Origin of the sequence: Amycolatopsis sp. TNS106, from assembly GCF_019330265.1 — a bacterium.
Taxonomy (GTDB): Bacteria; Actinomycetota; Actinomycetes; order Mycobacteriales; family Pseudonocardiaceae; genus Amycolatopsis; species Amycolatopsis lurida.
The window spans coordinates 5,801,409-5,815,274 of sequence record NZ_CP024972.1 but is presented as its reverse complement, the minus strand read 5'-3'; the positions used below and the strand labels follow the sequence as shown (position 1 = coordinate 5,815,274).

General features: G+C 67.9%; 13 protein-coding genes. 8 read left to right on the top strand and 5 right to left on the bottom strand.

The features are described 5' to 3' along the window. Positions 1 to 9: 9 nt before the first annotated feature. The 5 genes from nuoL (at position 10) to CVV72_RS26300 (ending at position 6,726) form a co-directional block, all read left to right on the top strand. Entirely contained in the window at positions 10 to 1,908 is a 1,899-nt protein-coding gene (gene nuoL / locus CVV72_RS26320) for an NADH-quinone oxidoreductase subunit L (protein ID WP_219146222.1), read from the top strand. Continuing rightward, on the top strand, positions 1,908 to 3,458 hold the full coding sequence (locus CVV72_RS26315; protein ID WP_034310692.1) for an NADH-quinone oxidoreductase subunit M: 1,551 nt from the start codon (positions 1,908 to 1,910) through the stop codon (positions 3,456 to 3,458). Before nuoL ends, CVV72_RS26315 begins: the two co-directional genes overlap by 1 nt. Positions 3,459 to 3,461: 3 nt before the next feature. Continuing rightward, complete coding sequence (gene nuoN / locus CVV72_RS26310) at positions 3,462 to 5,027, top strand: NADH-quinone oxidoreductase subunit NuoN (protein WP_219146221.1); 1,566 nt, start codon at positions 3,462 to 3,464, stop codon at positions 5,025 to 5,027. A 98-nt stretch (positions 5,028 to 5,125) separates the two neighbouring features. Further along, positions 5,126 to 5,911 (top strand): alpha/beta fold hydrolase, encoded by a 786-nt coding sequence (locus tag CVV72_RS26305; RefSeq protein WP_219146220.1) that lies wholly within the window; start codon positions 5,126 to 5,128, stop codon positions 5,909 to 5,911. A 32-nt stretch (positions 5,912 to 5,943) separates the two neighbouring features. Beyond that, entirely contained in the window at positions 5,944 to 6,726 is a 783-nt protein-coding gene (locus CVV72_RS26300) for a helix-turn-helix transcriptional regulator (protein WP_219146219.1), read from the top strand. On the opposite strand, the gene CVV72_RS26295 is transcribed toward CVV72_RS26300, so the two are convergent. Genes CVV72_RS26295 through CVV72_RS26280 form a run of 4 tightly spaced genes read right to left on the bottom strand, consistent with a single transcriptional unit; the run spans position 6,679 to position 9,790 of the window. Continuing rightward, positions 6,679 to 7,431 carry an ESX secretion-associated protein EspG gene (locus tag CVV72_RS26295; RefSeq protein ID WP_219146218.1) on the bottom strand — a complete coding sequence of 251 codons (753 nt, stop codon included), beginning with the start codon at positions 7,429 to 7,431 and terminating at the stop codon, positions 6,679 to 6,681. The two genes, CVV72_RS26300 and CVV72_RS26295, sit on opposite strands and share 48 nt — an antisense overlap. A 27-nt stretch (positions 7,432 to 7,458) precedes the next feature. Further along, a complete protein-coding gene (locus CVV72_RS26290) occupies positions 7,459 to 8,754 on the bottom strand; it encodes a PPE domain-containing protein (RefSeq protein ID WP_219146217.1) in 1,296 nt (431 codons plus the stop codon). Continuing rightward, positions 8,754 to 9,368: a DUF3558 domain-containing protein gene (locus tag CVV72_RS26285; protein WP_219146216.1), complete on the bottom strand. Its 615-nt coding sequence runs from the start codon at positions 9,366 to 9,368 to the stop codon at positions 8,754 to 8,756. The genes CVV72_RS26290 and CVV72_RS26285 overlap by 1 nt, the downstream gene beginning before the upstream one ends. After that, positions 9,368 to 9,790, bottom strand: coding sequence for a hypothetical protein (locus CVV72_RS26280; protein WP_219146215.1), 423 nt, complete (start codon positions 9,788 to 9,790; stop codon positions 9,368 to 9,370). Before CVV72_RS26280 ends, CVV72_RS26285 begins: the two co-directional genes overlap by 1 nt. A gap of 365 nt (positions 9,791 to 10,155) precedes the next feature. Between CVV72_RS26280 and CVV72_RS26275 the strand changes: the two genes are divergently transcribed. From CVV72_RS26275 to CVV72_RS26265, 3 genes are read left to right on the top strand one after another with little or no spacing between them, the layout of a single operon-like run. After that, a complete protein-coding gene (locus tag CVV72_RS26275; RefSeq protein ID WP_255632267.1) occupies positions 10,156 to 11,235 on the top strand; it encodes a hypothetical protein in 1,080 nt (359 codons plus the stop codon). Between the two features lie 26 nt (positions 11,236 to 11,261). Then, positions 11,262 to 12,449, top strand: a complete 1,188-nt coding sequence (locus tag CVV72_RS26270; protein ID WP_034310707.1) for an AAA family ATPase — start codon at positions 11,262 to 11,264, stop codon at positions 12,447 to 12,449. Next, the gene (locus CVV72_RS26265) at positions 12,446 to 13,186 is read left to right on the top strand and encodes an HNH endonuclease (protein WP_219146214.1); all 741 of its coding nucleotides are present in this window, start codon (positions 12,446 to 12,448) and stop codon (positions 13,184 to 13,186) included. The genes CVV72_RS26270 and CVV72_RS26265 overlap by 4 nt, the downstream gene beginning before the upstream one ends. On the opposite strand, the gene CVV72_RS26260 is transcribed toward CVV72_RS26265, so the two are convergent. Continuing rightward, positions 13,162 to 13,797, bottom strand: coding sequence for an SRPBCC family protein (locus CVV72_RS26260; protein ID WP_219146213.1), 636 nt, complete (start codon positions 13,795 to 13,797; stop codon positions 13,162 to 13,164). The genes CVV72_RS26265 and CVV72_RS26260 overlap by 25 nt on opposite strands. Positions 13,798 to 13,866: the final 69 nt, after the last annotated feature.

Here is a 13,866-nt window from a genome sequence, read left to right as displayed (position 1 = left end):
GGTTCAAGAGTGACCGCATCATCGTGGCTGCTGGTGGCCTTCCCGGCTCTTGGCGCACTGATTCTTCTGCTGGCCGGTAAACGAGCCAGGGGCTGGGGACACCTCCTCGGCAGTGCGACCGTCTCGCTGTCCTTCGTGTACGGCCTGTTGCTGTTCTTCACGGCCGACACGAAGGCCACCGCGGACGTCAAACTGTTCTCGTGGATCCCGGTTTCGGCGCTGCAGGTCGACTTCGGGCTCCGGATCGACGCGCTTTCGCTGACGTTCGTGCTGCTGATCACCGGCGTCGGCATGCTGATCCACTTCTACTCGATCGGCTACATGGCCGAGGACCGCGACCGGTCGAGGTTCTTCGCGTACCTCAACCTGTTCGTCGCCTCGATGCTGATCCTGGTGCTGGGCAACAGCTTCGTGACGCTGTACCTCGGCTGGGAGGGCGTGGGTCTCGCGTCGTACCTGCTCATCGGCTGGTACCAGGACCGCCCGTCCGCGGCCACCGCGGCGAAGAAGGCGTTCCTGATGAACCGCGTCGGTGACGTCGGGCTCGCGCTGGCGATCTTCCTGATGTTCAAGTACGTCGGGAGCACCGGTTACGCCGAGGTCTTCGGCGCCGTCGGCCAGATCCCGACCGGCGCGGTCACCGCGATCGCGATCCTGCTGTTGCTGGGCGCCTGCGGTAAATCCGGTCAGTTCCCGCTGCAGGCCTGGCTTCCGGACGCGATGGAGGGCCCGACCCCGGTCTCGGCCCTCATCCACGCGGCGACGATGGTCACCGCCGGCGTCTACCTGGTCGCCCGCGCGCACGAGATCTTCAACGCGACCGCGGACGGCCGCCTGATCGTCACCCTCGTCGGCACGGTCACGCTCTTGATCGGGTGCATCATCGGTTGCGCCTACGACGACATCAAGAAGGTCCTGGCGTACTCCACGGTCAGCCAGATCGGGTACATGATGCTGGCCGTCGGTCTCGGGCCGATCGCGTACGCGCTCGGCATCATGCACCTGGTGGCGCACGGTTTCTTCAAGGCCGGGCTGTTCCTCGGGGCCGGTTCGGTCATGCACGCCATGAACGACGAGGTCGACATGCGGAAGTTCGGCGGGCTGCGCAAGCACCTGCCGGTCACCTTCTGGACCTTCGCCCTCGGCTACCTGGCGCTGATCGGCATCCCGCCGCTCTCGGGCTTCTTCACCAAGGACGCGATCATCGAAGCGGCGCTGTCCCAGGGCGGCTGGCGCGGCTGGGTGATGGGTGGCGCGGCATTGCTCGGCGCCGGGCTCACCGCGTTCTACATGACGCGCCTGATGGTGATGACCTTCTTCGGCAAGGAACGCTGGAAGGAGATCAAGTCCAGCGACGGTCGGGACTTCCACCCGCACGAGTCTCCGGCGATCATGAAGTGGCCGATGATCATCCTGGCGATCGGCTCGATCGGCGCCGGTGCGTTCTTCGCCCTCGGCGACCGGTTCGCCGAATGGCTTTCGCCGGTGGTCGGTCCGCTCGAAGAGGGCGGCCACAGCGTCATCCCGCACGCGCTTGTCCCGATCCTCACCGTGGCGCTCTCCGTGCTCGGCGCGGCGGCGGCGTGGTTCTTCGTCGGCCGTAAGGACGTTCCGGTGGAACGCCCGGAGCGGGTCTCCGCAGTGGTCAAGGCCGCGCGCAACGACCTGTACGGCAACACCCTGAACGAGACGCTGGTCGCCCGTCCGGGCACCTGGCTCGCCCGCGCGCTGGTCTACGTGGACAACCGCGGGGTCGACGGCGCGGTCAACGGACTCGCCGCCGCGCTCGGCGGCGGATCCGGGCGCCTGCGCCGCCTTCAGACCGGCTTCGTCCGCTCGTACGCACTGTCCATGCTGGGCGGCACATTCCTGCTTCTGGCGGCACTCCTGCTGGTGAGGTTCTCCTGATGACCTGGGTACTCGCATCCATCCTGCTGCCGCTCGCCGGCGCCGCGGTCGTCGCGGGGATGAAGAAGAACGACAGGCTGGCGACGCTCACCGCGCTCGTGGTGTCGCTCCTGACGTTCCTGCTGGTGATCCCGATGTGGGCGAGCTACACGCCTTCGGGGGACCGGATCCAGCAGAAGTCCTCGATGGACTGGATCCCGAACTTCGGCATCCACATCTCGTTCGGCATCGACGGCATCGCGCTGGTGATGATCGCGGTGATCGGCCTGCTGGTGCCGATCGTGGTCGGCGCGCTGGGCCTCACCGACAAGCTCCCCGCCGGGCGCTCGGCGGGCGGGTTCCTGTCGCTGATCCTGGTGCAGGAGGCGCTGACCATCGCGGTGTTCGCCGCGACCGACGTCTTCCTGTTCTACGTGCTGTTCGAGATCATGCTGATCCCGATGTACTTCCTGATCGGCGGCTACGGCGGCGCGAACCGGCAGTACGCGGCGGTCAAGTTCTTCCTGTACTCGTTCCTCGGCGGCCTGATCATGCTGGCCTCGGCGATCGGCGCGTACTCGCTGGCTTCGGACGAGCTCGGCAAGGGCACCTTCGACTGGGAAACGCTCGTCACGGTCGTCCGTGACGCCCCGCTGGGCACCCAGATCTGGCTCTTCATCGGGTTCTTCCTCGCCTTCGCGATCAAGGCCCCTTTGGTGCCGTTCCACACCTGGCTGCCGGACGCCGCGGGTCAGGCGCCCATCGGCGTCGCGGTGCTGCTCGTCGGCGTGCTGGACAAGGTCGGCACGTTCGGGTTCCTGCGCTACTGCCTCCCGATGTTCCCGGAGGCCAGCAAGGAACTCGCGCCCTGGGTGCTGGTGCTCGCCGTCGCGGGTGTCCTTTACGGCTCGATCCTCGCGGCCGGGCAGCGCGACATGAAGCGCTTCATCGCCTACGTGTCGATCGCCCACTTCGGCTTCATCGCGCTGGGCATCTTCACCTTCAACGAGCAGGCGATGGTCGGCTCGGTGTCGTACATGCTCAACCACAGCCTCGCCACCGGCATGCTGATCGTGGTCGTCGGCCTGATCGTGATGCGCGGCGGGTCCACCCGGATCTCCGACTACGGCGGCATGGCGAAGGTGACCCCGCTGCTCGGCGGGATGTTGCTCATCGCCGGTCTGTCCACGTTGTCCCTGCCCGGCACGAACTCCTTCATCAGTGAGTTCCTGGTGCTGCTGGGGTCCTTTGTGGACTATCCGGTGTACACGATCATCGCGACGGTCGGCATGGTGCTGGCCGCGGCGTACGTGCTCTGGCTCTACCAGCGCGTCATGCAGGGGCCCGTCCGCGGTGACGCCCTGATCGGCGCCGGCGGCGGCCCTGGCACGGCCATCGCTCCCGAACTCGGGGCGACCAAAGCCATCAAGGACCTCGGCGGCAAGGAGATCGCGATCCTGGCGCCGATGGTCGTGCTGATCATCGCGCTCGGGTTCTACCCCAAGCCGGTGCTCGACACGATCACCCCGTCGGTGCAGCAGACCATGTCTGCCGTGCAGGGAGGCAAGTAAACCGTGCACTTCTTGACTCAGGCGCCACCGGTGACGGTGCCGTCGATCGACTACTTCGCCGTCACGCCGATCCTGATCATCCTCGGGGCCGCGTGTGTCAGCGTGCTGTTCGAAGCCTTCTTGCCCAAGCACATGCGGTGGCCGTCGCAGGTCTTCCTGTCCCTGGTCGGGATCGGGGCGGCGGGCGTCTTCCTGGCCTGGTACGCCAGTTCGTCCGCGCCGAAGAACGGCATCACGACCTTCAGCGGCTCGATCGCCGTCGACCGGCCGTCGCTGTTCCTGTGGGGCACGCTGCTGGCGCTGGCGCTGGGCGCGCTGCTGCTGATCGCGGACCGTTCGGTCGAGCCGGGTGGCGCGTTCGTCGCGCAGGCCGGTATCCGCCCTGGCACGGTCCAAGACCGCGCGCAGGTCGGCACAACCGGGATGCAGACGGAGGTCTTCCCGCTGACGCTGTTCGCGCTCGGCGGCATGATGGCGTTCGTCGCGGCCAACGACCTGCTCACCATGTTCATCGCGCTCGAGGTGCTGAGCCTGCCGCTGTACCTGATGTGCGGGCTCGCCCGCCGTCGTCGCCTGCTCTCGCAGGAGGCCGCGGTCAAGTACTTCCTGCTCGGCGCGTTCTCGTCGGCGTTCTTCCTCTACGGTCTCGCGCTGCTCTACGGCTACGCGAACTCCGTGAAGCTGTCGGACATCGCCAACGCCGCCGCCGGTTCGGATCGGTCGGACACGCTGCTGTTCGCCGGGCTCGGCCTGCTCGCGGTCGGCCTGCTGTTCAAGGGTTCGGTCGGCCCGTTCCACACCTGGACCCCGGACGTCTACCAGGGCGCGCCGACGCCGGTCACCGCGTTCATGGGCGCCTGCACCAAGGTCGCGGCGTTCGGCGGGATCCTGCGGGTGTTCCAGGTGGCGTTCGAGTCGACGAGCTGGGAATGGCGCGGTGTGCTCTGGGCCGTCGCGATCATCTCGATGCTGATCGGCGCGGTGCTGGGCCTGACGCAGACCGACGTGAAGCGCATGATCGCCTACTCGTCCATCGCGCACGCCGGGTTCCTGCTCGTGGGTGCCATCGCGATGACCGAGGAAGGCCTGTCGAGCACGCTGTTCTACCTGCTGGCCTACGGCTTCACCACGCTCGCCGCGTTCGGTGTCGTCTCGCTGGTGCGGGACGCGAACGGTGAGGCGACGCACCTGTCCGCCTGGGCAGGCTTGGCGAAGCGGTCTCCGGTGCTGGCAGGCGTGTTCACCTTCCTGCTGCTCGCACTGGCCGGTATCCCGCTGACCAGTGGTTTCGTCGGGAAGTTCGTGGTGTTCTCGGCGGCCCTGTCCGACGGGATGGCGCCGCTGGTCGTCGTCGCCCTGATCTTCAGCGCCGTCGCCGCCTTCTTCTACCTGCGGGTGATCGTGCTGATGTACTTCTCCGAGCCCGCCCCCGACGGCCCGACCGTCACCGTGCCCGGAGCGTTCACCACCACGGCGATCACGCTCGGCGTCATCGTCACGCTGGTGCTCGGCCTGCTCCCGGCGTTCGCCCTCGACTGGGCGGGCTCCGGCGGTTTCGCTCTCAAGTAGTCCGGCTTGACGAAAAGGCCCCCTCGCTGTCGTGAGGGGGCCTTTTCGTGTCAGGGCGACGTCAGAGCGGTGTCAGGCCCGACCTCGATAGTTGCCTCATGACTTCCTCTGCCTGGACCGGAATGCTCCCCGTCGAAGACACCGCGCTCGCCGTCACCGATACCGGCGGCCCCGGCGTCCCGATCGTCTACCTCAACGGCCAGTTCGCGACCCAGGGCTACTGGCGGCGGATCCTCGCCGACCTGGGCTCGGACTTCCGCCACATCACCTACGACGAGCGTGCCCGGGGCAAGTCTCGCCGGTCCGCTGACTACTCCTTCGAGGCGGCCGTCCGCGACGTCGGCGCGGTCCTCGATGCCCGGCAAGTGAAGCGAGCCGTGGTGGTGGGCTGGTCCTACGGCGCGGTCGTCGCCGCGCACTGGGCCGCCCGGAACCCGGAGCGCACCATCGGCGCGGTCCTGGTCGACGGCGCGTTCCCGTACGACTGGCTTGACGAAGCGATGGAGCAGCGGATCCGGAAGCTGTTCAAGCGGCTGAACCTGGTCATGCCGCTGCTGCGCCCGACCGGCCTGACCCCGCGGATGTCCGCCGGTCAGCTGGCGGAGAGCAACATCGAACTCGGCAAACTCTCGCGGGAAGCGGAGCTGGGCCCCGTGCTCGACGGCATCACCGTGGCGACGCGGTACGTGGTCGCCTCGGGGACCTCCTTCGGCAGCAAGGGCGAGGAGCAGGAACAGATCCGGGCCGGGCTCGACGGTGTGACCGCGCGCAACCCGGACATCAAGGTGAGCGCGAAGGTCGAGAGCAATCACGGGGCGTTGCTGAAGAAGGACTTCGGTGCCATCTCCAGCGCCATCCGCGAGGTCGCCCGCCTCGGGGGATGACTTGCCCGAGCGCACCGGGCAGGTTGTCGGCGATGCCGAAGCCGAGACCCACACCCCAGGCCAGGGCCCTCGCCGACGGACTGCGAGCCGCGCGGAAGGTCGCCAGGCTGGCCGCGACCGAAGTGGCCGACAAACTGGCGTGGTCCCAGTCGACGATCAGCCGGATCGAAACCGGTGTGCGCGCGGCATCCGCCGAGGAGGTGTCGGCGCTGCTCGCGGTCTACCAAGTCACCGGGGAGCGGCGAGAGGCGCTGCTCTCGCTGGCTCGCGACACCGGGCCGTGGTGGTTCGCCGACGTGTCCTTCCAGCGTGAAACGCTTACGCAGTACGAAAAGGAGGCCATCAAGATCGTCGCGTTCGGAGCCGCGCTCCTGCCTGGTCTGCTGCAGACCCCCTCCTACGCGAGAGCCGCGGGCTCGGGGGAGCGGCGGAAACTGATGGAGCAGAAGAGGTTCGTCGCCTATGTCGACGAAGCGGCGCTGCATCGTCAGGTCGGGGGGCCGCGGGTGATGGCGAATCAGCTTCGGCATCTCCTCTCGATGGCGGAGCGGCCCACCGTCGAACTCCGGGTCATCCCGTTCACGGCCGGAGCACATGCGGGCGATGCCTACGTTCTGTTGGAATTCGGTGACGCATCGCCGGTGGTGTACCTGGAACATCGGCGATGCGGGCTTTTCCTGCACCGGCCTTGCGATGTCGAACCCTATCTGCCGTCCACTGTGGACGCTGTCGCGCTGGATCCGGTGCGGTCGGTGCGGCTGATCGAGTCAGTGATCGAGGCTCGCCCGGAGCGCGGCGACTTTCTGGGCCAGTAACGTGGGTTCGCCGGGCAGGACGGTGATGTACCGGTTCCGGGGCGAACCGCTCACGTGCATGGCCACCCGTCCGGAGCCGAGGTCCAGATAGGACAGACCGTCCGTGGCCTCGGTGCGTTTACCCCCGTCCGGGTGCATGGCGGCGGCGAAGAAACCGACCCCGAAATAGGGCTGGTCGAAGACCTCGTCCAGCTGCCGCGCTTCGCGGCTTCGGGATTCGGGCTCGTCGTAAAGACCGTCCCCACCGTCGCCGTTGAAGTCGTCCTGGGGCAAGGAGAACGGGGCGAACCGCGCCGGCGGGTACTCGGGCAGGTTCATCACGAGCGCCGCCGCGCGGTCGGCGGTCCGCACGCCTTTCAACCACACGCGGTTGCCTTCACAGATCGCGGTCACCGCGGCACGTCCGCGTACGGCGACGAGCACGTTGTACTGCTCTGTCTCCGTACGCAACGTCGCGTAGTACTCGGTGTTCGGCCGGTCGAGTATGTGCAGGACGTCCTCGAAGTCGCTGGTCAGCCGCTTGCCCTCGGTGAATCCGAGCCCGCCGAGCTCCTCGAACGCCGCCCTGTCCTCGCCGTTTCGCGACGACGGCGGGATGTAGCGCAGCCCGCCGGCGAAGATCAGATGCGGATCTCCGCAGCCGGCGTGACGGAACGCGGTCAACAAGGTGTCGAGCGTGATCTCGACCGGGCGCGCGAGCACCACGTGCCTCCCTCCCCTGGGACTGTGGTGCTACTTCTTCTTCTCGCCGATCACCGGCGGCATCGGCTTCTCGGGATAACCGCCGAAGGTCTCGTCGGGATCCGGGTTCTGAAGGTACGCCGGAGCCTTCTTCTCCTTGTCCTCCTCGCCTTTACCGCGAGCCGCGCCGGGCGCCATCGGCATCCCGTTCGCCCCGCCACGACCGGCCGAACCGGCCGCGCCCGCCGCACCACGGCCGGCCGCGCCCGCCGCACCACGGCCGGCCATGCCCTCGCCGGGCATCCCGGCGCCGCTTCGGCCACCCATACCGGGCTGCTGTCCGGGCCCGCCTGTCCCACCCGGACCGGCGACGCCGCCGCGGAACCCGCCGCTGCCCGGCCCACCTGGTGACCTGACGCCCGAACCCGGGACTCCGGGACCGGTCGTTCCCGGCCCGTACCCGGGCGGGAAGGCGCCGGGCGGGTTGTACGTGGGGTTCGGCTTGCCGGTCGGCCCGAAGTCGAGGTTCGCCGCCGGCGGCACGACCGGGGTGGTCTGGGGCGGCGTGTACGAATTCGCGCGGGTTTCGTCCTCCGGCTGCTGGAAGCCGGGATGATGCTGACCTGGCTGGGATCCCGGCCCAGGCTGCGGTCCGCTGTCAGCCGCGCCCGGTGCCGGTGTGCTCGGCCCGCTGGGGCCACTCGGTCCGCTGGGCCCACTGGGGCCCCGGTATGGCTCGCCGACACCGTATTCGCGTCCGTCGGAGCCGTCGCCGAACCCTCTGACCGCCGGCTTCCCGGCACCGCCCTCGTCCAAGGTGACGCTGCCGCCGGGGTCGGTGAGCTGCGCGTACTGGGCGGGCAGCTCGTCACCATTGGCGGTGCTGGCGGAGTGGTAGCTCGCGAAGGTGTCGATGTTGTGCTGGCTGTCGGCCTGGTACCCCTTGACCCTGTCCCAGTAGGTGAACTGGCCGCCGCCACCCATGAGCGCCTTGACGTCCTCGGCCGTCGGTGTGGGCTGCTCGGGCGGAACCGGCTTGACCGAGTTCTTGGCCGTCCCGAACGCGTCCATCTGCGCGCTGATCGCCGACTGCGCCACGGCCAGATGCATCGCGTCGTCGTACGCGGCTTCCACGACAGGCTTCGTCGCGTCGGCTGCGGCGTCGCTCGCGCCACCCTGCCAGCCGGCCATGGTCTTCTGGGTGAGCGCGGTGAGCTTCTGCGCACGCTCGTGGTGCCGCTGGGTCAGGTTGAAGCCGCCCTGCTGTGCATCGGCCAACGATCCAGGGCCTTCGCCACCGGTGATCTGTTCGTAGATCTGGGCGGCGGTGAGCGGTCCTGCCGGCATCAGTTGCCCCCTCGGATTGTGGCGAGGACCCTGATTGCGGCTTCACGAGCAACATCGCAAGGGTCCTTCTTGCCAACGTTTGCTTCGGATTGCTCTGCGGCGACGCCGATGGTTTCGGTGTCGCTGGTTCCCAATGCGGCCGAGCATCGGCCTGCAGAGCGCTCATCCTTGATGCCGTAAGCGGTCAGAGGGTAACCGTCAACTGCTTCGAGCGGCTCCAGGAATTGGTATGCCTTCCCCTTGGCCTCATAGATCCTTGCCGTGCCGCTGTCTTGTGCGTTGCTGAAGACCACACTGATGAGAGGCCGAGTAGTGGAGGGGGCGACCCAAGTGCATGCGGGCCCCGCTGCACCGTCCCGTGCCTCGCCATCCGCCGCTACACCGATGAGTTCTTCGACCTGAGACTTGGTGAGGCTGTTGCAGGGCGTCTGCTTGAGACTTGTCAGGTCGATCGGGTTTCCGACCTTGGGTACGTCAGGGGACGCACTGGCTGGGTTTGACGGGCTCAGACTTGTTCCACCACTGGTGGGGGTGGGGGTGCCGTTCGTGGTGGGGGTCGAGCAAGCGCTGAGGGCAAGCGCGGCCGCGCCGACTATGAGGACTGTTCGACGCATCAGGCGATGCCTTTCGGCTGTTGGTTGACGACTGTGGTGGCGTGCTCTTCCGCAGTGGCGTACTTGCCGAGAGCGGCCAGATACTTCTTGGCCATGTTCTCGCAGTAGGTGATGCGCTGATTAAGGGCTTCGACAAGCGCTTCGCCGGACTGCCGAGTTATGGATGCGTTGTCTCCGCTTGCATACTCGAGTCCTGGCGGCTGAGCAAAGGCAATCCTGTGTGCGTCAATCAGATCGTTCTTGTACTCCACTGCCAGGTCGGACCACTCTTTCACCAGCTCGTGGAGGGTCGCCTCGTCGTACTTGAACCCCGCGCCCTGCGCGACAGGCGTCCCATAGGAACCCCCGCTGGGCCGGAACCGGTCGACCTCGCTCCATCGCAGGCCCGGCTCATAGGTCGGCGAACCTTCAGGCACGGCCATGCACCCCCATGGCGCCGAACCGTTCCCCGCTGAATGGCCTGAGCCGCCCCGAAGTCACCGTCGTCATCTGCCCCTCCCGTGGCTACAAGGCGCGTCTCCCCGATGCACCCTGCGTAATCCGACGCCGGGAAGATTACCAGGGTTCCCGGGGCGGTGAACCCGGCTGCATAAAGTCCCGCTCCCCGCTGAATAGCCTCCGTGATCATGGTGACTATCCGTGAAAATCAATCGTGTGAACCTGCCCTGGAAAACCGGGTTCCACCTGGTGAGCTACCCGGTGAATTCGCACACTCTGCGTAATGAAGTTTCGAAGAGTGATTCTTGGCGCAGTACTCCTCGGCCTGGTGGCGGCTTGTACGGATTCCGTGGATACGCCCCCGCCGCCACCGCAGTTTCCGAAATGGCAGCCGAAGCAACCGCGCCCCGCCGATCGCGACGGACAAGTCGTCGACGCCGCTCTCACCGCGACGGACTTCTGTGCCCTGATCGACCGCGGTACTTACGCGCTGCATCAGCCGCTCGATGCCGCGCTGGCGACCACGCGTCCGGAGGTGAAGCACGGGAGGAAACGGTGCGCCCTCGTCCGAGGAGACAAGGACCTCGTCTACGTCCAGGACGTGGACCCGTCCCACGCGGCCCTCCGCAACGACGGAGCCATCATCGACCTCGGCGGCGTGAAGGCGTACGAGATCGAATCCCGCCGCGAGGGCACGGTCGACGGCTGCGCGATCACCGTGCCGGTCAGTTTCCAGCGCGCGGTCAAGTTCGAGCTGGGGTTTCAGAGCCGGAGCAAGGACTGCGGACTCCTCCGCGACTTCGCCACCGCCGGGGCCGCGAAGCTGCCCCGCGATCTCGTCTACCCGCCGGACGCTCAGGACAGCGCCCGGGTCGGCGCCTGCGCGAACTGGGTCTCGACCAGCAAGGGTGAGACCTGCGATCCGGCGGTCGAGGCCCAGGTGCCCGCGGGTGCCGAGATGATCCTGGCCGCCGGCGCCGCCGACCCGAACGTCGAGTGCGCGGTGTTCCGTGACGCGGTCAAGAAGACCTTCGGGCCGGAGTTCGAGCCGATCGCGACGCCGGGTTCCTGCTATTTCGTCGAGCCGCGCCATCGGGTGCAGATCGAGGCCGGGGCCACCGCGAACGGTGGCGCGCCCGGCGAGTGGCACGCGGATCCGAACGGCACCTTCAAGGACCATCGTCAGCACACCTTCAGCGGGAACCCGGGAGCCACCCTGCGCACCAAGGACGACAGCGGATTCCTCATGTACGTCTCGCCGTTCGGGAATCTCGGCTCGCGCGGGCATGTCCGGCTGCTGATTTCGTCGCAGCAGGAGCGGGGCGTCGACGAATGGCCGCGCTCCAGGGCACTCTCGGCCGTGGACGTCGCCAAGGCGCACGCCGTGATGGAGCTCGTGATGGCGACCCACTTTCGGGGGCCCAGGTGACGTCCGCGCCGTCGTAAGCTTTCTCCATGTACATCGAGCGGGTCCGGCTGGAGAACATCCGCGGCTTCAGCGGCGCCCGCGCCGTCGACCTCCGGTTGCCCGGCCCTGGCTGGGTGGTGCTCGCGGGGCGCAACGGTTCCGGCAAGACCTCGCTGTTGCGCGCCATCGCGGTCGCGGCGGCGCCGGACGTCGCCTGGGGGCTGCTGTCGGACGCCGGCAGCTGGATCTCCAACGATCAGACGTCCGGGTCGATCGAGCTGTCGGTGATGCGCGAGGAAGGCCCGGCGCCGGTCGAGGTCCGCTGGCTCGACTCCGGTCTGCTGCCGATCTCCGGGCTTCCGCCTGGCCAGCCATTCTGTGCGGCGTATGGGCCCTTCCGGCGGCTCGCGGGCGGGAGCGGCGAGGCCGAGTCGTGGATGCGCGGCGCGGGATCGCTGGCGCGGATGGCCAGCCTGTTCCACGAAGACGCCTCGCTCGCCGAGGGCGTCACCTGGCTGATCAACCAGCATCTCCGCGCCCTGGAAGGAAAAGCGGGCGCCCGGGAGCTGAAGGACGCGGCGCTGGAGATTCTCGGTGACGGTCTCCTGCCGGGCGGATACCGGATCCGGGACGTCGATTCGGACGGGCTCTGGGTCGAGTACCGGGGCGACCGGTTCCCGCTGCGCGAGATGAGCGACGGCTACCGCACGGTGACCGCGCTCGTGGTCGACCTGCTCAAACAGCTCGACGGCGCCGGCCTCGACCACGAGAGTCCCGGTGTCGTGATCATCGACGAGGTGGACGCACATCTCCACGTGTCGTGGCAGAAACGCATGGGATCGTGGTTCAAGGCGCATTTCCCGCGGATCCAGTTCATCGTCACGACGCACAGCCCCTACGTCTGCCAGGCCGCCGACCCGGGCGGCCTCATCCGGCTTTCGGGGCCCGACGAGGACGTCCCGCCGCGCGTGGTCTCCGAGGAGCTGTACGAGCGGGTCGTGTTCGGCTCCGGCGACGACGCCGTGCTGTCCGACCTTTTCGGCCTGGACACGCCGTATTCGCCGCAGGCGGTCGAATTGCGGGAGCATCTGGCCGAGCTCGAATTCCAGGTGGCTTCCGGCCGCGCGGACGCGAACGGCGTCCGGGAATGGGAACGTCTGCGGGGCATGCTGAGCAGTTCGCCGCCGAGCCGGGTCGACGAGGTGGCCAGGCGGTTCGAGGCCGACGATCGGTGATCGGGATCCGCCGGATCGCGCTGCCGGGGCGGGTGGTGGCCGATCTCGAAGAGCTGTCGGCGCGGATCCCTCCCGGTGACACGAAAGAAGCCCGGCGGCTTTGGCGGGTTTCGCGTGCCGTGCGGCGTTCTCTGCGGGCGGGCCTGGACGTGATGGCCGCGGGCCGCGGCTACTGCATGTACTGCGGCGACGGCCTCGGGTCCACTGTGGACCATTTCGAGCCGATCGCGCGGAATCCGGGGCGCGCGTTCGACTGGCTCAACCACGTGCTCGCCTGCGAGTACTGCAACAGCCACCACAAACGCGACCTCTTCCCGGTGGACGAAGACGGCAACAGCCTGCTCATCGATCCGACCGCCGAGGACCCGCTGGAGCACCTGTTCCTGGTGCTGTCGATCGGGACCTACCGCGCGCTGTCCGCGAAGGGCGAGCAGACCATCAAGGTGTGCGGGCTGAACCGCGCGCAACTGGCGCGGGGGCGGGAAACGGCGGTCAACCAGGTGAGCGCGCTCGTCATGGGCTGGTGGGCCGCGCGCGAACTGGGCGACGACCGGAAGCGGCGCGCGATGGTCTGGACCCTGCTCGACCAGCCGCACGCCGACGTCCTCCACGCCATGCTCCGGCAGGCTGAGATGCCGGGAGCCCGCGCCGTGTTCCGAGCGGACGACGAGCTCATCAAGCTGCTTCGCGCCCCGGAACTCGCCGAGGACCTTCAGCTCTCCGGCGGCGCGGTGTAGGCGGCCAAGGTGGCGTCCGCGCGGGTGCGGGCGGTGGCCGCGTCCGTCCCGTTGGCGACGTCGGCCTCGTACCAGGCCTCGTTGCTCGAAGTCATGAACCGCACGCCCTCTTCGCTGGTCATCCAGGCCATGGCGGCCGCGGGGTCGGCGGCCTCATCGGATTCGAAGTGGAGGGCGAGCCCGTTCAGCATCATGTCCCAGCCGATGCCGACGGCGCCGGGCCCGAACTGGTTCCAGTGCTCATTGGGGACGGCGGTGTGGTCGAGTTCGAACCGGGTGCGCCCGTCGGCTTCAGGGCTCAGCCGGAGTTCGATCCAGCTGACGTCGCCGCCGTACTCCCAGGTGGCCGCGAAGCTCTTCGGCGGGTCGCAGCGCTCGATCGTTCCGCCCGCGTTGCCTTCGAGCTGGTACTTGCCGCCGACGCGCAGCTCGCCGCTGATCGGCAGGAACCAGCGCGAGATGCGCTCGGGATTGGTGCAGGCGTCCCAGAGGTCGTCGAGGCCGGTGTCGTAGACCTGGCTGACGGTGGCCGTCACGGCCTCACCCGCTTCGACCACGCGCTTGTCCAGTTTGCGCTGGACGGAGTTGATCTGGCTCGTCACGTCGACCATCGGTGCCCTCCTCGGCTCGATTGCCGACAAGATATCAGGCGAGGCTTATATAAGCCAGAATGGAAAAGG

Excerpts from the sequence above, each read along its gene's own strand:
- CVV72_RS26315 (WP_034310692.1), top strand. The coding sequence starts at position 1,908 with ATGACCTGGGTACTCGCATCCATCCTGCTGCCGCTCGCCGGCGCCGCG.
- CVV72_RS26290 (WP_219146217.1), bottom strand. The coding sequence starts at position 8,754 with ATGCCGGCAGGACCGCTCACCGCCGCCCAGATCTACGAACAGATCACC.
- CVV72_RS26270 (WP_034310707.1), top strand. The coding sequence starts at position 11,262 with ATGTACATCGAGCGGGTCCGGCTGGAGAACATCCGCGGCTTCAGCGGC.
- CVV72_RS26300 (WP_219146219.1), top strand. The coding sequence starts at position 5,944 with ATGCCGAAGCCGAGACCCACACCCCAGGCCAGGGCCCTCGCCGACGGA.
- CVV72_RS26305 (WP_219146220.1), top strand. The coding sequence starts at position 5,126 with ATGACTTCCTCTGCCTGGACCGGAATGCTCCCCGTCGAAGACACCGCG.
- CVV72_RS26280 (WP_219146215.1), bottom strand. The coding sequence starts at position 9,790 with ATGGCCGTGCCTGAAGGTTCGCCGACCTATGAGCCGGGCCTGCGATGG.
- CVV72_RS26260 (WP_219146213.1), bottom strand. The coding sequence starts at position 13,797 with ATGGTCGACGTGACGAGCCAGATCAACTCCGTCCAGCGCAAACTGGAC.
- CVV72_RS26285 (WP_219146216.1), bottom strand. The coding sequence starts at position 9,368 with ATGCGTCGAACAGTCCTCATAGTCGGCGCGGCCGCGCTTGCCCTCAGC.